The organism is Vibrio comitans, from assembly GCA_024346835.1.
GTDB classification, from domain to species: domain Bacteria; phylum Pseudomonadota; class Gammaproteobacteria; order Enterobacterales; family Vibrionaceae; genus Vibrio; species Vibrio comitans.
In genome coordinates this window covers 837,754-860,427 of sequence record AP024867.1, presented here as the reverse complement: position 1 = coordinate 860,427, position 22,674 = coordinate 837,754, and the positions used below count along the sequence as shown (strand labels likewise).

Below are 22,674 nucleotides of genomic sequence, written 5' to 3'. Positions count from 1 at the left end.
ATCCTTACTTAAATTTGATCTGCATTGCTTCTGAGTTCACCCCTTTGTGTATTGGGTAACCCATAGTGGCAACGATCATTGAGATGTAGGGATCAATATGAGAGAAAAACTGTTTCCAACCCGCGCAAAGATAATTGAGTCCGACTTCACCCTCGAGTGTTTTGGTGAAGCGATTTTTAGGACACTCTCCAAAACATGCAAATTGATAAGTACATTGGCGACATTGTTTGGGCAAACTAGCTTCCTTTGCACGGCCAAACTCTTCTTGCCCTGCAGAAAACTGCATATCATCTAGGGCTTCATCCTTAATATTTCCAAGCTTATATTGGGGATAAACATAATGGTCACATGCAAATACATCACCATTGTGTTCTATCGCCAAGCCCTTGCCACACATAGGCGCTAAAGTACAAAGTGGGTTCACCCTGCCCATCCACGTTTCTACACAGGCTTCGAAATACGGTACGTTAATTTTGCCGATGTCATTCTCAAGCCATTCATCAAAAACCGTGCACAAGAATGTTCCCCATTGCGAAGGTGAAACGCACCACGCTTCAACAATTGAGTTGGGATGATTTGGCTCAGTTTCAGGCATGCCTTGAAAGAGTACTTCGCTATCAGGCCAATGCTGCGGAGCGGTATCACGGAATGATTTTGGTTCTACGATGGGGATAAATTGCATCTGAGGTGAACGTACCTCATCACGAAGAAAGCGATACACTTGCAGTGGGTTTGCACCACTAATGTTGTTAACACAAGTTAAAGTCGCAAAGTTCACGTTGTGCTTATGCAGTACCTCAACGCCCTTCATCGTTTGTCGAAATGTTCCACGACCAGCGCGATTGGTTCGATAAGTATTGTGAATCATCTCGGGCCCATCGATACTCAGACCCACCATGAAGTTATTCTTGCTTAAAAATTTGCCCCACTCGTCGTTAAGCAAGGTGCCATTTGTCTGCAGGTTATTCTCAATGGTGACACCATTTGGTCGATACTTTTTTTGTAGACGCACCACATCACGAAAGAAATTGACTCCCAACAATGTAGGCTCACCGCCTTGCCAATGAAAAATGATCTCAGAGTGATTTTGTTTTTCAATGTAAGACTTGATGTAAGCCTCCAACATCTCTTCAGACATTTGAGTACCGCACCCAGACTGGTGACCTAAAAGCTCTTCTTTGCTTAGGTAATAGCAATAGGTGCAATCGATGTTGCATGCCGAACCAATAGGTTTAGTCATGATATTCATACGTTTGCTAGGTTCATTAGGTTGGTATGAAGACAATAATCTGGACATGGTAATACTCACTCTCTCAATCACGTTCAATGTGAGATGGCTTTCCATAAAAGACTCGGGCCCAAGCGTGGAGCCCGAGATAAAAAGGACGAATCAAAACTTGAAATAGTTAAACTAAGAACTCGTTAATTCGGGAGTAGTATTCAATAAGGAAGAAAGAGTGTAATCAGTATTAATACTGCAAGAGAATGAATAGAGAATTAGAACAGGAGAGAGTAACTTTGCGTTCCCAAGAGTGATATGCACACGACAGACGGGACACTTGTTTAAGCAATATTTAGCATTTCGACGTTCATCGGCTTTGTTGCTTAAATCGATGGAGTTAAGTCAAGTAACTCCGATCTTCCCATCAATTGACCACGCATAGGTTAGCTACATCAAAAATCGTGAATTCCAGACGTGACAAATCACGCAATGAAGCGTGTAAATTCAATATAATAGGAAGTAAAACATAGAGAAGATGATTGGAGCGTGCAGCGGGAATCGAACCCGCATCATCAGCTTGGAAGGCTGAGGTAATAGCCATTATACGATGCACGCACATCGTGTAGACGCATTTAATATGCCATAACGATGAGAAATTAAAAGCCTTAATTTCACTGTTTATGAGCGTTCGCGCGCTTTTTACCCTAAATGAGCAAAAACCATGCGAACACAAGGCGTTATCTCATATTCACCTAGTCTTTAATAGCTGCTTTCTAGTAGGACGATCACTTCATCCAGTTGCTTTAGAACCTTTGCTTTATGCAAAAAATCTTCTTTTGGAGGCAATAAGTCAGGAATCATTACCACATGACAACCTGCATCAAGTCCCGCTTGTACCCCATTATTGGAATCTTCTAGTACTAAACATTGCTCTGGTTTCAATCCTAACCTCTGGCAAGCCATTAGATAACAATCTGGATTAGGCTTACCGCGCGTGACATCTTCAGCCGTAATCACTAAATCATAACCCGCGAGATACTCACTATCTCGAAAGTTATGTTTCACCTCTGGTAGATGTGAGGAAGTCACGATAGCCATTTTTAAACCGCGTTGCTTAATCGCGTTGAACAGAGCGTCATAGCCAGGTTTATACGCAATGCCTTTCTCTCTCAGAGCATGGAAGTGCTTGTCTCTCACCAAGCAATAACGTGTCATATCCATTTTTGAACCAAAGTGTTCTGCGAGAATACGTTCGCACTCTGTGTCTTGAACGCCGATGAACTGCTGATAAAAATCATCGGTGATACTCAATCCTTGCTCTTGCGCGGCAAACTGCCAACTTTTCTTGTATACAGATTCAGTGTCGAAGATGAGGCCATCCATATCAAACAGTACGGCTTTCAACATTGTCTTTTCCTCTACTCTTTCTGCCAAAGCTTATCAGTCTATTTTACGTTAGCTTATGAATCATTTAAGCCCCGAGTTTAGAAAATTACGACAAAGCTCCATCTATTCGCTTTTTGGGGTGTACTAGTAGATCTACTCTCCTTGAGTACTTTTTCTTGGATCGATAGCCAAATAGTCATATTGACACTGTTTTTCCGTTCTTACCGATGTTTAAAGATCACATTCAAGATGAAATTAGAACCAATTTCAGTGATCTCAATCAGCACAAATATCAAACAAGTAGCACGCATTTTAAACACCATCACAATTCAAAACAAATACCAAAAAACATAAACGTATTTTCAATTCAGACAAAAGAAGCAAGCAACCTATTGATTTAAAATATATATGGAATTCGAAATATAATGAATTTCAATAATAAACGTGAATCAAAGGACAGTGTAATGAAAAAAATAATAATGTTATGCGCTCTAATCATTGGCTTCGCCACTCCTGCTTTTGCTCAGGTTAAAATTGGCATGGTCATCGATGATCTTAGGCTTGAACGATGGCAAAAAGACCGCGATATGTTTGTGGATCGCGCCGAAGAATTAGGGGCAAAAGTATACGTTCAGTCTGCAAACGGGAACGAACAAACGCAGATTTCCCAAGTTGAAAACATGATCTCTCGTGGTGTGGATGTGCTTGTCATCATTCCAACTAATGGCGAGGTACTTTCCAACGTTATTAAGGAAGCAAAGCGTGACGGTATCAATGTTCTTGCGTATGACCGCCTGATCAATAACGCTGAGATCGACTTCTATCTTTCTTTTGATAATGAAAAAGTTGGCGAGCTACAAGCTAAAGCTCTTGTGGAAGCACAACCTACCGGCAACTACTTCCTAATGGGCGGCTCTCCTACCGATAACAACGCAAAACTTTTCCGCCAAGGACAAATGAACGTTCTACAACCTAAGATTGATTCTGGCGATATCAAGGTTGTTGGCGACCAGTGGGTTGATTACTGGTTAGCAGAGAATGCTCTGAAAATCATGGAAAATGCCCTAACCGCTAATCAAAATGAAATTGATGTGGTTGTAGCTTCCAATGACGCAACTGCAGGTGGCGCAATTCAAGCTCTTGACGCACAAGGACTGGCAGGAAAAGTCGCTATCTCTGGACAAGATGCTGACCTTGCGGCTATCCGCCGTATTGTTGATGGCACACAAACCATGACCATTTACAAACCTATCTCAACCCTTGCGACTCGCGCAGCTGAGATTGCAGTAGAGCTAGGCGAAGACCAAGCTCCAACATCTAACTTCTCTATCAACAACGGCATCAAAGATGTTCCTTCTTTCCTACTAGAGCCTATTCCAGTAAATAGAACCAACGTCAAAACAACCGTCATTGCGGACAAGTTCCACAAAGAATCTGATGTTTATACGCAGTAAACCATAGCGAAATTAGCGCCAAGCCTAGCTTGGCGCAATTACTAGATTTGTCATCTATTCGTTGCTAAGGGAATAGCACAGGATGGATCTTGGAATGGTTAGAGGTACAAGATGTCCCTGTTAGAAATGAAAAACATCGTCAAATGCTTTGGACCAGTAAAGGCATTAGATGGTGTCAGTATTCGCCTAGAAAAAGGCGAGATTCTCTCTTTATGTGGAGAAAATGGTTCAGGTAAATCAACCTTAGTGAAAGTGCTGTGTGGGATTTATCCTCATGGTGAGTTCGAGGGCACAATCACTTATAACGGCGAAAATATACAGCCAAAAAGCATTGCAGATACCGAGGCCCTTGGTATTGCCATCATTCACCAAGAGCTCACCTTAGTTAAAGAACTATCAATTCTAGAAAATCTATTTTTAGGTGCAGAGCTAACGAAATACGGGCTGTTGGATTTTGAACTCATGCACTACGAAGCCGAGCTTTTATTAAAGAAAGTAAAGCTTTCGGTATCTCCTGAAACAAAGGTCGAAGACCTAGGTGTAGGACAGCAACAATTAGTTGAGATTGCGAAAGCACTGTCAAAGAATGCAAAGCTGCTCGTTCTTGATGAGCCTACCGCTCCCCTTACAGAGTCCGAAACCGATATCTTACTTGAGCTGGTCAAAGATCTGCGTTCCTCTGGGGTGAGCTGTATTTACATCTCTCACAAATTAGGGGAAGTGAAAGCGATTTCAGATCAAATCTGCGTGATCAGAGACGGTACACATATCGGCACACGCAAAGCGGCAGAAATGTCCACCGATGACATCATCACCATGATGGTAGGTCGTGAAATGAAACAGCTATTTCCCAAAGAGCCACATGATATTGGAGAGGTCGTTTTAGAGGCGAAAAATATCAATGCATGGGATAAGGCAAATTCATCCATACCTAAGGTGAGAAATGCTAGCTTCATCTTACGTCAAGGCGAAATATTGGGCGTTTCAGGTTTGGTAGGCGCAGGTCGAACCGAACTCATGGAGTGCCTGTACGGGTGCTACCAAGGTAAGCACAATGGTACGTTTTATCTCAACGGTGAAGTGCTTAGTTGCTCTAGCAGCAGAGACGCACTCAACGCTGGCATTGCAATGGTGCCAGAGGATAGAAAGCGCCACGGCATCGTACCAATCATGGGCGTGGGTCAAAACATTTCTTTAGCTGGAATCGACCAATTTCAGAGCCTTGGGTTTCTTGATGAGTCTGCCGAAGCTAATGCTATTGATGACTCAATCAAAAAATTAACCGTAAAAACCCCTAATGCGGAAATCGCTATAAAAAATCTATCCGGGGGTAACCAACAAAAGGCCATCCTAGCGCGCTTTTTAATGATCAATCCAAGTGTGCTAATTCTCGATGAGCCAACACGCGGTATTGATGTCGGCGCTAAATACGAAATCTACAAGTTGATGTTTCAGTTAGTAAAAAAAGGCATAAGTATCATCATGATATCGTCTGAACTACCCGAAGTACTTGGAATAAGCGACCGCGTGCTGGTAATGCATGAAGGCCGAATTAAAGGCGATCTAATTAATGAAAATCTATCACAAGAAATCGTGATGGATTGTGCGTTATCTGAAGGAGAAGTGGCGTAATGGAGCAATCAAAAGAAATCAATGCCATCAATAACGAGAGTTGGCGAGACAAATTAAAAAGCATGAACCTGCAACTGCTAGTGATGGCAGGGGCAATCCTGTTCATTATGCTTTTCTTTAGCATCATGACTGATTGGAGTTACTTAACCCCTAGGAACATCTCTAACCTATTCCGACAAACCGCAATTACAGGCATCTTGGCCATTGGTATGGTCTTTGTGATCATCAGTGGCGAGATCGACCTGTCTGTAGGTTCTATGATGGGATTGCTAGGCGGCTGCGCTGCCATTATGGATGTATGGTTTGGCTTGCCACTACCACTAACCATAGCGATTACCCTGACAGCGGGATTTTTACTAGGCGCTTGGAATGGTTGGTGGGTTGCGTATCGTAAAGTACCGTCGTTCATAGTAACGCTCGCAGGTATGCTCGCGTTTCGCGGTATCCTTATCGGTATCACTGACGGTACAACGGTAGCACCTACTTCAGAGGCGATGTCTTTAATTGGCCAGAGCTACCTACCCAACCTGTTCAGTTTGATCCTAGGTACTGCATGTCTTGCGCTCTACTTTGGATGGCAGAAAAAACAAAACATCAATCGAGCTCAATATAACTTGCCTACCAGCACTACTGGGGCGTCATTGCTGAAAAGCTCCTTTATTGGTATCGCGGTTCTGTCTTTGATTTTGGTGTTGAACAACTATCGCGGCGTGCCAACGCCAGTACTCTTGTTAACCATATTTTTAATTGGTGGAACCATACTGGCGTCGAAGACCCGTTTTGGTCGCCGTATTTATGCTATCGGTGGCAATATTGATGCAGCCAGACTGTCTGGTATCAATGTCGAAAAGACCAAGCTAAAAGTCTATGCGATGAACGGCTTCTTAGTGGCGATTGCCGGTTTAATACTGAGCTCCCGACTAGGCGCAGGATCTCCCTCTGCAGGTAATATCGCAGAACTCGACGCTATTGCAGCCTGTGTAATTGGCGGGGCGAGTATGGCCGGCGGTGTAGGCACCGTTATCGGAGCTGTGATTGGTGCCTTTATCATGGCCTCACTGGACAACGGTATGAGCATGATGGACGTCCCTACGTTCTGGCAATACGTGGTTAAAGGGGCAATTCTATTACTCGCCGTTTGGATGGATAGCGCCACCAAGCAGCGCCGCTAACAATCTAACATCAACAAAAAGCCTCAAAACGCGATGTTTTGAGGCTTATATGACTCAACTTACAAGTCATCGCTTTGATATTCTTCTTCCAATGCTCACTCAAAGACAAATCTCTCCATTAATCATTCTTTATCTCGCTGTTTTTTATGACATTGTCAGTTAATTGACTATATTTATGTTTACAGTCCTACCTTAGGTGATGAACATTCAGTGGCTCTCCGATTACAAGCTTGAAGCTAAGCCAATCGTACACTAGGAATGACAATGGCAGTTTTCGCCTGCTGTGGTCATTTAAAGGAACTAAGACCCGTTAGCACTCGCTAGTCTCTCTCAATTAAATGGATAGAATAAGAATATTATGGATAAAGAGTATGTGACGTATCGCTTTGATGGTTGGGTGTTTACCCCAGACGAAGACAAACTCAATTATCAGGGGGAAACCTTCACCCTAGACAATCGCCTTTCTAAACTTCTGCACTTTTTTTGTCAGAACCCCAATACTGTATTCTCTCGTAACGAGCTCATCGACGAGGTATGGAACGGCTCAATCCTGACAGACCAAGTTATTACCCAGGCAATATTTGAGCTTAGAAAAACACTGAAAGCCCCTAATCGACACGCGATGGGTTACATAGTCACTGTGCCAAAGCGTGGTTATAAGTTTGAAATAGACCATATTGAGCAGCAGGTTGATAAACCTAAAGTTGCCGCACCTATCCGCGTAGAAAAAGAGCCTACACCACCTGTCAGTGAAGCGCCAAAAACAGAGGAACCCGCACCAGAGCAATCCCCTCCAACAGCCGAGGTTCAGACATTAGAAAGTGAGGAAAAACCGGCTCCTGCGGTTGTTCATCCTTCACAGGAACAAGCACCTAAAAAGTCACCCTTAGTCTATATTCTTGCCATTGTTGTATTTGTTCTCGCGGGCATGCTGTTTATGCAATCCAATCAGAAAAGTGAGGATGTAGCGCAAGTTCAAACCGCATCGGATCAACAAGAGATCCACTACCTTTCTCTTGAACCTAGGTATATCTTTGTCGACCTAAAAGAAGGATTAACCGAAGATCCCTTCACCATCGGCATCATCAGAAAGCTGTTGGATTACCTAACAGTCTACAAAGATTATCGGATTGTATTTGATGAAAATTACGTACCTAACTCCGCAAATGTGATTACTTTCGGGACGGTGAGTAGTGGCGATAGAAAGTCACTGGAAGTGACTTACTTCAATCGCACATCCAGTTTTAAACACCTAGATCGCAGCTACGTTATTGAGCCATCCACGGCCCTGCACTCAACGATTGAAGTCATGCTCGATGACCTTCTCGATGCATTTAAGTTGGATATCCCGAAATCCATCATTGCTGAGCAAGTCAGTGAATTGCCCGAAAATCAAGCTGCTCTTCATCACATACTTGAATCGCTAGGATTCAGTTTAACGGTCAAATATGCCGAAGCGATTGAAAGTGTCAGTCAAGCATATGAGATATCGCCAGACAATCATTTGGTCGCGTCAGATAAGTACATTTTTGAGCTCGCGAGTATCTTCGTGACACAGCCACCTAATGCCAAAGAAAAAGTTAAGCAGCTTAACCAAGAAATGAAATCACGTCTTATGGCCATGGAATCGAATCCAGAATCTTATCGAGTCTATGATGCGCTTGCGGCTTATTATTTGTCTCTTGATGAACCCAAACGAGCAAAAGAGTATTTAGAGCAGATCCCGAACCATCACTACAGTCTGTTTTCGACCGTACTCTATGCAAAGATTGAAGAAAGCTCCGGCAATACTGCTTCTGCGGAGGAGTACTACTACGAGACGATTCGTGAAGCTGGGTCACCCGCTGTCTTAGATTTAGCGCGAAAACTCTTTTTCAACAGCAACCTCAAAGATATAGAGGCGAAGATCCATTCTTACTAATGTTCAGCCTCCATATCCTCATTTGAGATATGGAGGCTTTCTTCTACGCTATTCAATAGTCGCCATTCCTAACTCAATTAACCTTTCTGGTCATACGCAACATGCATCACAAAATCGATGGTTTGACTGGTGATGGTATCCACGTTCTTTTCTAGCATATCCAGAGTGATCGGTGAGTGGTCGTTTTCCAGTACACCATTGTCGTTAACGACAAAGATGCGGCGAGCAACAAGTTCTTTGCTTTGATGATCAACAAGATCAACACTCGTCACCATGCGAACGGAACGGTCTCTCACTCCTGTAGCGTATTTAATCGCGCCAATGACCGTACCCACTGGAATCACTTCAGTAACACGCAGGTTTTCAGGCATATCCTCAATGTCATAGACGGTCACGCTGATGTCCATAGCACGATTCGGTAGCATTTTAGTTGGATGGCTTGGTAGTCGCGTTTCCACTCGTTGCGACAACTTGTCTTGTAGGTTTACTGAAAACTCCTGTTCTACTGGTCCCGTCACATGTGCATCAACACCCGTTTTATCTACATTTACTTTCTGGAAGTGAAACTCATTAAAATCGAATTGATCCGCTCCTTTGACAATCCAGGACATGCCGGCATTTCCATCTTCAAAATTACTCTCCACAAAGTAATGCTTGGTATCGATATCTTTCACTTCTTCAGTGTTGGGGAGTGAACTAGCACAACCAGCAAAAAGTAATGACAATGGTAAGAACAGGTGATGTAACTTCATATAAACCTCTAGTAATAAAATTCTGTATTCACGCTCCCTGTTAATCGCGCTCTGCTAGGGAGTGGTATGCACATCAGTGCGTTGAGATGAAGAATTCTATTGTGTTGAGGCGTCAATAAATCAGTAGGTCATAATATTGGATATAAAAAAACTAACCTATATATAAAATCAGTTTAATCAGATAGTTAACGGATTTTTCTTTGAAGATAAAAGCAAAAATAAACGACTCATTAAAAACCAAAATCGACGGATTTATAATATCCAAATAACTTTATCGGTTTAGTGAGGGGCGAAGCAGCAAGAAATGAAATTGAGTACACTGGATATGAAAGAGCAACCCTAACTGAATGAATTAAGGTTGCTCGTTTGCGATACGCTAGATGAAATGCTGACTCTGATTAATCAAGGCGCAGCATCAATCTCAACTGGTTGATAATGCTTTGCTTCTAAGTTCAGCCACTCTGGTAAAACCGTACCAATAGAAATGGATGACCAAGTACCAGATAAGACTCCGATGAACATTGCCGTCGAGAAGCCAGCGAGAGCAGAGCCCCCCATCACCCACAATGCCCCAACCGTAATCAAGGTAGTACCCGACGTCACCATAGTGCGCGAGAAAGTCGCAATAATCGCTTGGTCATTCACCCATTTGGTGCACTTACCTTGCTTGGCCACCAGCAGTTCGCGAATTCTATCTGCAATGATGATTGAGTCGTTCAATGAGTATCCCAGAATCGCCAGAATCGCGGCAAATACTGTTAGATTAAACTCCATCTGAGTGAGCGCGAAGAAGCCAAGAACCAATATCACATCATGAAAAAGCGCAAACAGCGAACCACTCGCTAGTCGCCATTCAAAGCGAAAACACAGGTAGCCCAGTATGGATAAGATGGAAAGCATCAATGCTAATCCACCTTGCTCGAATAGATCTTGTCCTACCTGAGAGCCAACGATGCTATTGCTAACCACTTGCACTTGGTCAGAATAAGACGATAACACTGAGCCGACATCCACTGCGTCTGAGCCATCTTCAGGAATCGAGTAGCGAATCACCCAACGCCCCTCTTCACCTGCCGAGGTAACGCTCACTGACTCCCCCATTTCAGGCTGCAGCTGTTTCAATATCTGATTACTCGACAGCGCTTTGTCTAGCTGTACTTCAGTTACCATGCCACCGGTAAAATCTAGGCCAAGGTTTAATCCCTTAACGCCGATTGCCGCTATAGCAACTACCGTGAGTAATACTGAGATAACGGTGGTAAAGTAGCGAACCTTACGAATATTTTGCTTAAAAAACTTAACCATGATTACACCCTCACTTCACGGCGGGCATCTTGGCCCCAAATTAAATTAATCATCGCTCTTGAGGCAAAAACGCCGGTGAAGATGCTGGTCAATAGGCCAAGACCTAAGGTCAACGCGAATCCTTGAATAGGGCCATTGCCGATGGAGTAAAGGATCACCGCAGTGATCATGGTAGTGACATTGGCATCTAGGATAGTGGAGAGCGCACTATCAAACCCTGCATCGATAGATTGAGCAAAGCTGCGACCTTCGCGCATTTTGTCTTTGATTCGTTCAAAGATAATCACGTTAGTATCTACGGCCATACCCACGGTCAATACGAGGCCAGCGATACCCGGCAGAGTAAGCACAGCCCCTGGAAGTAAGGCAATCAGTCCTAGTAAGCAAAGCATGTTGGTACAAAGTGCTACGTTTGCCACCCAACCGAGTCGACGATACCAAACCGCCATAAACAGTAGCGTCATCCCCATACCGAACGCCAAGGCAGCGAAACCATTTTGGATATTCTCCGCACCTAGTGATGCGCCAATGGTGCGCTCTTCAACAATCGTCACTGGAGCCGTCAGTGAGCCTGCTCTAAGCAGCATTGCTAACTCTTGCGCTTCTTGCATTGAACCCGCACCGGTAATTCTGAACTGACTCCCCAATTGAGATTGAATCGTCGCAACACTAATCACTCGCTCACTACGTTCAGTAACACCCTCTGCATTGGTTTGATATTCGCGATATACAGTGGCCATTGGCTTGCCAATATGCGTGGCGGAGAAGTCACTCATCTTCTTGCCACCAGCGTGGTCAAGTGTGATGTTAACTTCTGACATACCCATTTCATCCATACCAGAACGAGCATTAGTAATGTGCTCACCTGTCAGTACAGGTCTGTTATCAAGCACTACCGAGCGACCATCGTTATCTTGCAATACAAGGTTTTGACGGCTGTAGGCCGAAGACCCTCCTTTGACTTCATAGAACGCAAGACTCGCGGTTGCGCCAATAACATTCTTCGCTTGAGCAGGGTCTTGAACGCCAGGCAGTTCGATACGGATATTGTCTGCACCTTGTCTTTGTACCATAGCTTCAGTAATGCCAAGTTCCTCGATTCGACCTCGCATGATCTGCAAGTTTTGCTGGACTATGCTGGACTGAAGAGCGGTACGGTTTTGTTCATTCTGCGTTAAGTTAAAACCGTTGGAGCCTGCACTGATTTGCCAATCAGGAAAGTGGGTACGCACATACTCAATCAACTGTTGTTGAGCCTTAGAATCACGAACATTCACAGTGATGGCATCACCGCTGCTTACTCGGACTTGCACATTTCTAATCGAGTTTTGACGTAGATGAGCCCTTATGTCCTCGACCATGGTTAATTGCTGCTCTTGCAATGCTTTATCAACATCAACGTGCAATAAAAACTGCACACCACCACGAAGATCGAGCCCAAGCTTAATTGGGTTCATACCTAGATTCGACAGCCATTGTGGTGCTACTGACTGGTAGGAGTAAGCGATAGATTCTTCAGAGTATTGCTTGTTTAAGAGGTTACGAGCGTGAGTTTGATCAGATTCATTATCAAATAACAACGAGATCTGGTTATCCTGCTCTGTCACTGACAAAACAGGCACTCCCTGTTCTTCTAGCGAGTGTTTTAACGTCTGAATTGAGGTATTAAACACTTTCTTTTCTGGAACTTGTATCTGTATTGCGGGCTTCTCACCAAACCATGTAGGAATAGCACTGAGCGTAAGGATGATAACAGTGACAACAAGTACGACGTATTTCCATGCAGAGTAGTGATTAAGTCGCTTTCTGCTTTTTGGGGTTATGGCTTTATTCTTCATATATAAGCTATCCCTCCATCCCTAAGGACAGAGTAAATTCGATTGATTTTGGAAGATGACAGGTAGGCGCTATCGCACTAATTAATTAGTGGCTGTATAGAGCTAGGTGTCATTGTAGATTCGCGGCATCCAGTCAGTAAAAACCTAGCTGGATTACGAACAATTAAGCGATGAGATCTATGAAGAAAATTGGCCGTTTAGAGCGACATATAAGGCGTTGCTGTCTTTCCAGCCACCAAGCCTATGAGCACTCTTATCATGATGAAACGAACAGCGAGATGCTTGCCATTTAGCAGTAAATGCATAGGCGTCATCATTAAAACAAGACTCGTTGGGGTTTGAGGTGTTGCGCGTTAGATCATTACTGTCTAAATCTTGCTTGGGGACAGAAACACTGCGCTGGTTTTGCACAATAGCCAAGGTATTATGCGCAACAAAAGAAGTACTTGCAGGTATCTCAGATTCAGGTGTCGATTCCGATTCAAAAAGCTGACTAGATGCCGCTATTTCGTCGAAAAAGCCAGATGCCTTTGTATCGAACGCGAGTGCTTGCATAGGGGCAAGCGCTGCTAAAAATAGCAGTATCACTAGTCGTCTGATAATAAATAAAGGCATAACACTCTCATAGTAAAAATATCGAATTCAACCATTCGACGAGAGCATCCTATGCTGAGTTGAAAAGACTTACAACTAAAAACTTATCAATTCTCTTTCATAGTAAATTAACTATCATTCAGTTGAGATAAGCTTCCACAATTAGATTCAAGAAGCTCTGCTAAGACTCGCTAGGCATAGTACTCACCTTCTCTAATTCATTATCCCAAGCATAAGTTTCAATGTAGGAGGTGATCCATCAAACGGTAGTTTGCAGATTGCGTTAAGTCCGTACAATCAGCTCGATTTTCAATCTAACTCGAGCTCTACAGTGACCCATTTTCGACACCTCTCTTTTGCTGCATTCTTGTCTTTAAGCGCTTTGCCTACCGCTTCATTCGCATCGTTTACCGACCCCATTGATGGACGGTTTGACATGGGTGATTATCTAGCCGATAACGCCTACGGCTTTCTTCCCGTGCCTATCATAATCACTGAACCCGCAGTGGGCTATGGCGGTGGCGTAGCTGGATTGTTTCTACACGAAACCGACGAAGAAAAAGAACGACGTCAAAAACTGGCAAAAGAATCTCTTGATGGTGGAGCCCAATTAGTTCCTCCAGCGATGACAGCGGTAGCCGCTGCTGGCACTGAAAATGGTACCTGGGTAGTCGCCGCAGGACACAGACGAACCTGGATGAATGACAGCATTCGCTATATGGGTGGAGGCGCAATTGGCCACGCCAATATCGATATCTACACAAACCCTTATGATCTTGATTTTATTGGTGAAATACCCGCTCTTAAATTCGATACCGAAACCGATTTTGCGGTGATCATGCAGCAAGTCCAATTTCGCCTTCCTAAAACCAACTGGTTACTTGGGGCGAAGCAAGTGTGGAGCACGTCAACACTAGAGTCCTCAAACACGCTAGTGGACATGACACTGCAGTTCATGGATCTGGATAAAACCAATAACTCAGGTCTGGGTTTAGTGGTCGAGTACGATAGCCGTGACAATATGTTCTTTCCAACTAAAGGCTATTCACTCAATGCCGATTATATGTGGCACCGAGAAGAGATAGGTGCCGACCACGATTACGATACTCTCTCTGTAGAAGGGCAAGCGTTTGTTCCAATCGGTGAGAAGTGGATTGTCGCCTTTGCTGCAAGCTTTGATTCTATTAGTACTGATGAGACTATGCTCACCCCTACTGCCAACCCTTATATTGATTTGCGAGGCGTATCTGCCTATCGCTATCAGGGTGATCAAGTGGCCACAGCACAGGCACAGCTGATGTATCGTATTGATAACCGTTGGACCATCTTAGGCTTTTACGGCTTAGGTTATACTCATAACGAGAGTTTAAGCCCCGATTTTGGTAACTGCTTTAAAAGCAACTGTGTTAAAAACAGCACCTCTTCCACCACTGTCGATGCTTATGGTGCGGGCTTTAGATACCAGATCGCTCGTCGTTACGGCTTACATATGGGAATCGACTTAGGCTTTAGTGATGAAGAACAAGCCCTCTACTTCACTGTGGGAACAGGGTTCTAACGCTAACTCAAAGCGCAGTTTCTTTGCCAATGTGAGCATAGATGCTCACATTGTTTTCTAGTCTTAAACTGTCAATAGTTGGATTCACTTCCAACCACTATTTTAAAGAGGGTATGGAAGAGCTAAAAAGTGCGATCACAGCATTACCGACCAGTGATAGCTAACATGATCATTCGTACATTAGTTCTTTAGCTTTCTTACTATCAAACTCTCGCAAGAACTTACGGGCTTGATAGCGCATTGGGATGATCTTCAATGCTTGTTCAAATACCGTAACCGCATACACCCAGAAGATTGAGGCATTAAGCACTAACACGACAAACGCACACAGTGGCAAGGCGATTAACCAGCGTGTCACGAAATTGATATTGAAAACAGCGGTTGTCTTACCTAATGCACGAAGTACCTGACCATGCACAGTGGTATAACCTTGTATCAGGGGCATTAAGATATACAAAGGCGCAATAACCGCTAATGCTTGATAGGTCGTTTGTGAATGTCCTGGGTAAATCTTATCTATCACTAAACTCAGGATAAAAGAGGCAAAGGCAATAATTCCAGATACAGCAATGGTAACTTTAATGCTCAGGCTTACATCAGAGTCCAAAGTATCGAGATTATTTGAGCCAATAGCCTGAGAAATAGTAATCGCCGATGATACCGCCCAAGCCAAAACAAATTGTGACAGCGCTGAAAGCCACGGCGTTATCATAACGATGGCCGCATACGCTTCCGTTGGCAACTGCGTATACAAAAGATTGTAGGCAGCAAGCCCCATCGCCAACACCATCATGTTGGCAGCAATAGGAAAAGTTTCTTTAAAGTGCAGCCTAACATTGCGGGCAACACCGTCGCTAGCCTGCTCAAAAGAGAGTTTAGAGGTCTTTTGATATCGTAAACAAACTAACAAGAACATCATTCTCAGGCCAAGCGCGATCACTGAACCTAGAGCTGCGCCTGAGATACCAATACCGGAAAAATCACCTAGCCCATAGATCAGATAATACGAAACCAGGGCGTTCACTGGCATGGTAAGCAAGTAGCTCAATAGTGGCAGTTTGGTCTTACCCATGGCATTGAAAAGGGCAATAGACACCTGAGAAATACCCGTCAGCAGTAGTGCGTATTTAATGGTAGAGAGGTAGGCATCGATATCTGTATACAAATGCGTATCGTGACTAATAAGCTTGATCAGGGGCCATTTGAATATTGTTACCAACGTAAAGAACAACACAGCAACCGACAAATTGATGATCATGCCAGAGAGAAAAGATTTAGATAGCAGGCTCTCTTTACCAGAACCAAAGGCGCGAGATAACACGTTCTGCGAACCATTGGCTAACGCATTCTGAACCCCTAGCATCAAAGCAACGATGGTACTCGCGATTCCCATTGCCGCGAGAGAGCCCTCACCTAATGGAGAAATCAGCAGGGTATCAATCATCAACATACCCTGCATTAGCAAAGCATTAATCGCAATTGGCCAAGCCATCTTGATATTCTTTTTAATGTAGGTGCTGTTTTTGAACACAGAATGCCTTTTGATAATTTGTAGAGAACAAGGTTAAGGTTACACAGGGGCTATATTTATCCCCCTTTGTAAGGTGACACAAAATATCCAGATCACTGAGGCAATTCAATAGCTAATATTGAAAAGTCATTGCTCTTTAACCATTAGATAATTGATTGGGGTTGCGGCCGTTATTTGATAAACCCCGCATTCAACGGCTCTCTGAGTCTGTTATAGAGTACAAAGGCTTTCTCTTTGGAAACTAGGTGACCAATTGCCAGTTGATAGGCGAGTTGTATGTCATCTTTATGCTGTGGGTAATGCTTTCTCGCAACTTCTGCGCAAATGGCAATCTCGGTATGCCAACTGCCATCTTGCTCGGCAATTAGGTAATAAGCAGAGCGTAATAATTTCTTGCCAAGCACCCGACTAATTTCATTCTCGGACATGCGTGCAAACTTACCCGTCATTTGTTCTAGAAACACATCTACATCGCCATTCAATGCGCGAGCAATATGCAAACTTGGCTTTTGCTGTGGAAAGTGACGGGAGAGATCATTACCCCAAACGCAACAGCAGCAGTGCCTTAGCCAAAACTGCCAATGATATTTCTCTTGAGGGAGCAATATGTTCTGCATACAGCCAGGGTCTAAGTCTAATTTACTGACTTGGTGATGTGATTTCGCTATTGATGAAGATATTGAACACAAGGCTTCATTGTCTGCGTTAGTCACTGCATCTTTGAAAACAATAGACACATCAAGATCAGACTTTCCCACTTTAGCGGTACCTCTTGGGACACTCCCATAGAGATAAATACCATCGATTCTGTCTGGAAAGCATAGACATAGCTCATCGATAACCGCATTCACCACTGTATTAAATTCAGGCTGAATGTTATCCAATGAGCAACTATTTATGATGTACCCGCGCTCATCGAGTCCATTTCCTTGCGCTGACATATTTAACCCCCCTCTAGGCATACGGCCCTTTAGCGAAGTTAACCGCACACTCTTTAGCAAGGTCTATGATGCGACTTCTTGCTGCGTCCATTTCCGAGTGCAATCCATAGAACAAAACCATTTCTTGTCTCAAGCTCCCAAGCGTCTCTTTCATTTTTATCGTACGAAGTTTCCCTGCGTCCACATAATCTTGAGCATTGGCAATGCTCAATAGTGTCCATCCCTTCTTTTGAATCTTATGCATCAACATATCGTTGTTAGAAATCAGGTGTTTTCGATTACTTATATTTGCGTAGCGCATTTCGTTTAACACCGCATTTTCTGTCACCAAAAAATCTTCCATCGTCAACTCAGTAAGGTCGACAGGGTGCTTAGGAATATTCGATGTGACGGACGTATAAGGAGCATACTGGTACGTCCCTAGATTAACGACACCTACCTTAGTGCTGGGGTAGATTTTCCCAATGCTAGGCATAATTGAAAACAGCGCATTGCCACTTTCAATATCCTTCAAGCTCGACTCTCTATCTCTTTGCAACCAATTGATTGAGATATGTGGAAACTCTCGTTCAATGGCATCATCAATATCAGATAGCAAACATAAAGGTATGAGATCATCATGGTGCAAGACTATAGAGGTAATCCCAGTTGAAAAGGTAGACAACGCCACACTATAGAACTCTTTTGCCTGCCTAGTCAGATTATCTGCCCTTGCATACAAATGCTCAGCTTGCGCAGTTGGGAAAAGGGTTTTCCCTATCACCTCAAACAAATCAAAGCCTAATACATCCTCCAAAGCCTTTACGCGCTCTCGCACTGTGGCTCTAGTTTTATTGGTTTTTCTGGCTGCTTTGCTGTAGCTGCTTAGCTCATAAACTGCTTTAAAACATGACAACTGCTCTAAGGTAATCATCTTTTTGCTCATCAAATAATGTATGTAAAGTCCATACATTATGGATTCGTTTGTTCAGATTATAAAGCATACCATCTATCTATAACGTGATGACCCCTTACAAGAATCACATTGATTTGATCGTGCATTTTGAAGTTAAAACCTAAAGAATTGATAAATAAAGGTCTATGACATGAAACTAAAACTACTTGCGATTACAGCATCCTTCTCCGCATTGTCAGTAAGTGCTAACGACAACGCCAATGCAATGTACTCAGTGCCTGTTGCAGCAAAAGATCAGGTGACATTGAGTAACTGGACACACCCTGATTACAACCACTGGGCGTTTCAAAATATCGGGATTCACCCGACAGTAATGGTTCCTCGAGATGGCAATATCTCCGTTCTGCCAAGCGAGCTAGACTCGAGCATCGCAAAGCTGAAGTTTGAACATGCAGGCGTAAACTACACTGTCGAAGAAGCGATGATCAATGACCGCACTGATGGGTATATCATTATCAAAGATGGCAACGTTGTGCATGAAGAGTACTTTGGAACCTTTGGTCCTAAAGATCATCATATGTGGGCATCAAGCACCAAGTCTCTAATTGGCCAGGCTGTTGGGCTTTTAGTTGAGCAGGGAAAAATCGACCCTAATAAAGCCGTTGAAACCTACATCGAGGAACTAAAAGGTAGCCATTTTGGTAAGCAAACGGTTCGAACCATTCTCAATATGACATCGGCCCTAGATTACAGTGAGGACTACGCCAATATCACTCCAGGAACCATGCACTTCGAGTACTTCCGCCGACTGGGCTTAGTGCCTGCATATGATCTAATGGCGATTGACCCTACTAAAGACGACACCCCGCGAGGCTTACTGGAGTTTGCCCCTGAATTCACGCAAAACTCTGTTCTGGCGCCAAATTATAAATACGAATATCACTCACCCAATGTGGACGTTGCCGGCTGGCTTATCGCCCGAGTGTCTGGTCAACCTCTCCAACAATTCATTGCTGAAAACATCTGGTACAAGCTTGGTGCAGAGCACGATGCCACTTTCATGGCAGACATGACATTTACACCCGTCGCCACTGGAGGCTTTACGACTACCTTAAGAGACTTTGCGAGAGTCGGGATTGCTATGGCCAATAATGGTCAATACAACGGACAACAAATATTCTCAGAAGCGTGGATCAAAGACACCTTCGCGTTAACCGAAAATGAGAAATTACACATGAATCGTAGTGTGTACAAAGATCAGGACTCTGGCGTCTATGACCAATGGCTAGAGGGTTACAAAAACTATCTGTGGGTACACAATAGTGAAAAAGGCATAGCAACATTCCGCGGCGTATTTGGGCAACACCTATACATTAACCAAGAGAAAAACCTCGTCATTGCGACATTCTCTTCCGCAGAATCTGCCTCCAATGCAGCAAGGGCGACCAACCAACCAAGGCTCGCCGCATTTGAAGCAATCGCAGATCATTATAAGAAATAAAGGGCATTTCAGATAACCGATAGTCCGCTTGCTCTTTATGTAGTAAGCGGGCTTTTTTACAATTCAGCAATCGAAAATTTAACTACAGATAACTAGGTTGATCACCCAAAAGCTACTTACTAGCAGAGTTAAACTTCTGCTTAAAACCCTTTTAGAATATCCGAGTGATAATCAGAGATATCCAACTGCACATCGTACTGTTCCACCCATTTATCCAGTTGATTCTGCGCGGTATTTAAACTGCTCATTGTGATGGTGTTGTCGTCCATCTGCCACAATTGACGAGAGCCTTGATAGCTAAACTGCAGAGCTAACATCGCATCTTTATTTCCTTCCTCAGCTGCAGCAAGCAGCTTCCTGTTTTTTCTGTAGATCAAGTTCAACTGATGCTTCAGATCCCAAATGTAGGCAACTTCATCCATTTTAGGGTGGCTCTTTAGTTTACGTAGTGTCATCCCAACAACGATGGCACTGACGATCACTCCCAATAGATTCCAATGAAAATGAGAGCCCGCCTCTGAAGGAAAGAGGTAAATCAGTGTCTGAGATACTGATAAACTTAAAACCGCTAAGCTGGCAATGCAGGCAACAATCACCACGTTTAATCGTGAACGGTATTGCTTCTTATCTATGTCTTTTAACTGCATTTTTGTACCAGAGTCCCTATTTAATTGAGTAATCGCAACGGCTATCAATAAGGCAAAAATTATACATGGTTCGGGGATCTCGATAACAAATATTTGTAAGAAATTAGAACCTTAGATGAGTTGCGTTAACTCAATATCGGCGAGCGAGGATGAGGGTTTAGTTATCAATACGAAACTTATCTAAAAGTAATGCCACCCTAATTTGAGTGGCATTGAACAATATAAAAAGCATCGAATGAATAGATATGACAGCTAATAGGATAACTATCATAGCTAGAGCCAACAAAAGTTGTTCGTTGGCTCTTTCTCAAGTTAGATGATATTAATTGGATAGTGGAAAGTTAGCTTGATGTCGTAATAATCCAACTTATCTCCAAAACTAGAACCTTCTCGATATTCTACTGCCTTGTTGAGAATAAGAGTCGTATCTAGCCCTTTTAGCTGCCCATACCCTTTGTGCTGGACAATGAAGTTAGCTCCCGTACCGACAACTTCAACCTGCTTAGAACTGTCTTCGTAACCATCCGTAATCACCATTGCAAGACCCACATTTAGGTGTTCAGTAGCCTGATAAAATCCACCTAACTGCCATGCCAACATATCTTCATGATTTCGGTCAATACTTTGGTCAAAAGAGAAACCCACATCCGTATCAACAAGAGTCAGTGGGCTCAATTTAGTACCTACTTGACCAATCGAACCAATCACGGTGATAGCGTCTCGATTGAACGTCAACTGACCAGAAACAGCAAAAGTATTATCTTCATCGTCAAGACCCATCATGGCCATGTAGTCGCTGTTATTATCTTTGGTTCGACCAATTAATTGAGCGTAAAACGCTCTAATTTCCGCCTTCCAAAACGATTGATTTGAATCGATATACATTTGAGAGGCATTGATCATACCTTGATAGCTATGCTCTTCCATGAAGGACAAGCCCACACCAATTTCTGTACCGCTATCTTGCCTGTTGTCCCAAATGCTCGAGAGAAAATATTTGTAATCTTCATCAACTTGGAGCTCTCCCGTAGTGGGATCTATTGTGGTCACGCCGTAATCTTCCCAGTCAGAATAATAACCACCACCGAACCTCGATGCCACAGCACCGTACCAATGAAAACTACCAGTATTTACTTTCAATAGCGCCCCTTCTTTATATGAAGGCGTAGTACGAACTGAACTCTCATCTAATAATGGAACAAAATAATCAAGAGTACCCGCATAGTAATCTGTTCCATAGCGACCCAATTGCAACTCAATATTATCGGTTGGTTTCAGGTTGACTGTTCCGGTGAATAACGTAAAGCCATCGTGGCCATCCAAATAAAAGCGTGAGCTTTTATTTGGATCAGCGTGAATCTTTGCGGTTGAATGCACACCTGCTTGAATATCCAGCCAGGGCAGAAGATTTTGCGTCTGGTAATCGAAGCCAAAATATTGCACCCATGCATCAATTTTAGGACCATAGTCACCAGAAGCACTAGGGCGGTCAGCATTACGGTATTCATTTTTAAGTAATAGGTCCAGAGTATGGCTTCGCTCTAAAGAGACAAACTCGCCTACATCTTCATCTGATATGCTAAGAATTTCATCAAGACGCCCATCAATGATTTCACCTGAAAGTGACAACGCATCAACCTCTTCTAAGTCGCTACCTATTACCGTAAAAGGCAAAATAGAAGCAAGTATGAAAGCAGTGCTAATTTTATTCTTTCTTACAGGTAATAGCTTGTCATCACTTTGTGAATTGTGTATGTTCAATTTTGTATCCTTTCTGTATCGATTTTACTGCTAAAGTTCAGGATGCACATGTCCGCTATTGCCGTAGCGGACATGACCCTCTTCTTAAAACTAATCTATCAGCTTAAAACTAAACTCTCGTTTTCTCGCTCATCAACTGTTCGATCAATTCTAAAGTTGCTATTGATTCATAATATTCTGACGCAATAGATTTCTGTCTCTCAGTTACGCTTAATTCAATCTCTTTGTCTTTCACAACAAATAATTGAAATGCCAACTTAGCCTTCTCAAGATTATTCATATCAGCCTCAATACTTATTATTTATTACTAGCTATTAGGACATTGCTAACTTTGTTGTTTGTATGTGCCTATATTAACCCCAATTGGAATACCTAAAAACCAACAAAAACGAATTGGTAGACACAATGCACACTTTAGTCCTATTTTTGGTATATCAGTGAGAGAACTGTGATCTAGCCCGCAAGCTACGATAAGCAAGGGAATCACAAGAAAAAGCACAGAGATGATCCACATCAATCTTAAGCTGTGAAGCTTATCACGAACATCATTCGAAACATTGGTGT

At 43.2% G+C, this 22,674-nt stretch carries 18 protein-coding genes and 1 tRNA gene; 6 read left to right on the top strand and 13 right to left on the bottom strand.

The genetic code is table 11. The features are described 5' to 3' along the window. Positions 1–4 precede the first annotated feature (4 nt). The 3 genes from OCU46_RS17630 to OCU46_RS17620 all read right to left on the bottom strand — a co-directional run bounded on the left by OCU46_RS17630 (position 5) and on the right by OCU46_RS17620 (position 2,629). Complete coding sequence (locus tag OCU46_RS17630; protein WP_167495389.1) at positions 5–1,297, bottom strand: anaerobic sulfatase maturase; 1,293 nt, start codon at positions 1,295–1,297, stop codon at positions 5–7. 465 nt (positions 1,298–1,762) lie between these two features. Further along, positions 1,763–1,837 (bottom strand) — tRNA-Gly (locus tag OCU46_RS17625). Positions 1,838–1,981: 144 nt separating this feature from the next. Then, complete coding sequence (locus OCU46_RS17620; protein ID WP_141271536.1) at positions 1,982–2,629, bottom strand: HAD family hydrolase; 648 nt, start codon at positions 2,627–2,629, stop codon at positions 1,982–1,984. Positions 2,630–3,072: 443 nt separating this feature from the next. Here OCU46_RS17620 and xylF point away from each other — a divergent pair, with 443 nt between their 5' ends. The 4 genes from xylF to OCU46_RS17600 all read left to right on the top strand — a co-directional run bounded on the left by xylF (position 3,073) and on the right by OCU46_RS17600 (position 8,787). Further along, on the top strand, positions 3,073–4,062 hold the full coding sequence (xylF, locus tag OCU46_RS17615) for a D-xylose ABC transporter substrate-binding protein (RefSeq protein ID WP_141271537.1): 990 nt from the start codon (positions 3,073–3,075) through the stop codon (positions 4,060–4,062). 111 nt (positions 4,063–4,173) lie between these two features. Beyond that, positions 4,174–5,694: a xylose ABC transporter ATP-binding protein gene (locus OCU46_RS17610; protein WP_141271538.1), complete on the top strand. Its 1,521-nt coding sequence runs from the start codon at positions 4,174–4,176 to the stop codon at positions 5,692–5,694. Next, positions 5,694–6,866 carry a sugar ABC transporter permease gene (locus OCU46_RS17605; RefSeq protein WP_141271539.1) on the top strand — a complete coding sequence of 391 codons (1,173 nt, stop codon included), beginning with the start codon at positions 5,694–5,696 and terminating at the stop codon, positions 6,864–6,866. The genes OCU46_RS17610 and OCU46_RS17605 overlap by 1 nt, the downstream gene beginning before the upstream one ends. Before the next feature lie 358 nt (positions 6,867–7,224). Beyond that, on the top strand, positions 7,225–8,787 hold the full coding sequence (locus OCU46_RS17600) for a winged helix-turn-helix domain-containing protein (protein ID WP_141271540.1): 1,563 nt from the start codon (positions 7,225–7,227) through the stop codon (positions 8,785–8,787). Positions 8,788–8,864: 77 nt separating this feature from the next. On the opposite strand, the gene OCU46_RS17595 is transcribed toward OCU46_RS17600, so the two are convergent. The 4 genes from OCU46_RS17595 to OCU46_RS17580 all read right to left on the bottom strand — a co-directional run bounded on the left by OCU46_RS17595 (position 8,865) and on the right by OCU46_RS17580 (position 13,297). Then, positions 8,865–9,539 (bottom strand): DUF3313 family protein, encoded by a 675-nt coding sequence (locus OCU46_RS17595; protein WP_141271541.1) that lies wholly within the window; start codon positions 9,537–9,539, stop codon positions 8,865–8,867. 402 nt (positions 9,540–9,941) lie between these two features. Beyond that, complete coding sequence (secF, locus tag OCU46_RS17590; RefSeq protein ID WP_141271542.1) at positions 9,942–10,844, bottom strand: protein translocase subunit SecF; 903 nt, start codon at positions 10,842–10,844, stop codon at positions 9,942–9,944. 2 nt (positions 10,845–10,846) lie between these two features. Next, complete coding sequence (secD, locus tag OCU46_RS17585; RefSeq protein WP_141271543.1) at positions 10,847–12,682, bottom strand: protein translocase subunit SecD; 1,836 nt, start codon at positions 12,680–12,682, stop codon at positions 10,847–10,849. Between the two features lie 177 nt (positions 12,683–12,859). Then, positions 12,860–13,297 (bottom strand): hypothetical protein, encoded by a 438-nt coding sequence (locus OCU46_RS17580; RefSeq protein WP_141271544.1) that lies wholly within the window; start codon positions 13,295–13,297, stop codon positions 12,860–12,862. 310 nt (positions 13,298–13,607) lie between these two features. On the opposite strand from OCU46_RS17580, the gene OCU46_RS17575 reads away from it, so the two are divergent. Further along, positions 13,608–14,834, top strand: a complete 1,227-nt coding sequence (locus OCU46_RS17575; RefSeq protein WP_141271545.1) for a BamA/TamA family outer membrane protein — start codon at positions 13,608–13,610, stop codon at positions 14,832–14,834. A gap of 169 nt (positions 14,835–15,003) precedes the next feature. Here OCU46_RS17575 and OCU46_RS17570 read toward each other — a convergent pair whose 3' ends face one another. The 3 genes from OCU46_RS17570 to OCU46_RS17560 all read right to left on the bottom strand — a co-directional run bounded on the left by OCU46_RS17570 (position 15,004) and on the right by OCU46_RS17560 (position 18,219). Next, positions 15,004–16,326, bottom strand: a complete 1,323-nt coding sequence (locus OCU46_RS17570) for an MATE family efflux transporter (RefSeq protein WP_141271546.1) — start codon at positions 16,324–16,326, stop codon at positions 15,004–15,006. A 209-nt stretch (positions 16,327–16,535) separates the two neighbouring features. Further along, on the bottom strand, positions 16,536–17,306 hold the full coding sequence (locus tag OCU46_RS17565; protein ID WP_141271547.1) for a nucleotidyltransferase domain-containing protein: 771 nt from the start codon (positions 17,304–17,306) through the stop codon (positions 16,536–16,538). A gap of 13 nt (positions 17,307–17,319) precedes the next feature. Next, the gene (locus tag OCU46_RS17560) at positions 17,320–18,219 is read right to left on the bottom strand and encodes a LysR family transcriptional regulator (protein ID WP_141271548.1); all 900 of its coding nucleotides are present in this window, start codon (positions 18,217–18,219) and stop codon (positions 17,320–17,322) included. A 172-nt stretch (positions 18,220–18,391) separates the two neighbouring features. Between OCU46_RS17560 and OCU46_RS17555 the strand changes: the two genes are divergently transcribed. Then, positions 18,392–19,702: a serine hydrolase domain-containing protein gene (locus tag OCU46_RS17555; protein ID WP_141271549.1), complete on the top strand. Its 1,311-nt coding sequence runs from the start codon at positions 18,392–18,394 to the stop codon at positions 19,700–19,702. Between the two features lie 140 nt (positions 19,703–19,842). Here the strand turns inward: OCU46_RS17555 and OCU46_RS17550 are convergent, their stop codons facing one another. From OCU46_RS17550 to OCU46_RS17540, 3 genes are all read right to left on the bottom strand, one after another. Beyond that, the gene (locus OCU46_RS17550) at positions 19,843–20,349 is read right to left on the bottom strand and encodes a DUF3087 domain-containing protein (RefSeq protein WP_141271550.1); all 507 of its coding nucleotides are present in this window, start codon (positions 20,347–20,349) and stop codon (positions 19,843–19,845) included. Positions 20,350–20,661: 312 nt separating this feature from the next. After that, on the bottom strand, positions 20,662–22,110 hold the full coding sequence (locus OCU46_RS17545) for an OprD family porin (RefSeq protein ID WP_141271551.1): 1,449 nt from the start codon (positions 22,108–22,110) through the stop codon (positions 20,662–20,664). A 109-nt stretch (positions 22,111–22,219) separates the two neighbouring features. Further along, positions 22,220–22,390 carry a hypothetical protein gene (locus tag OCU46_RS17540; RefSeq protein WP_167495390.1) on the bottom strand — a complete coding sequence of 57 codons (171 nt, stop codon included), beginning with the start codon at positions 22,388–22,390 and terminating at the stop codon, positions 22,220–22,222. Positions 22,391–22,674: the final 284 nt, after the last annotated feature.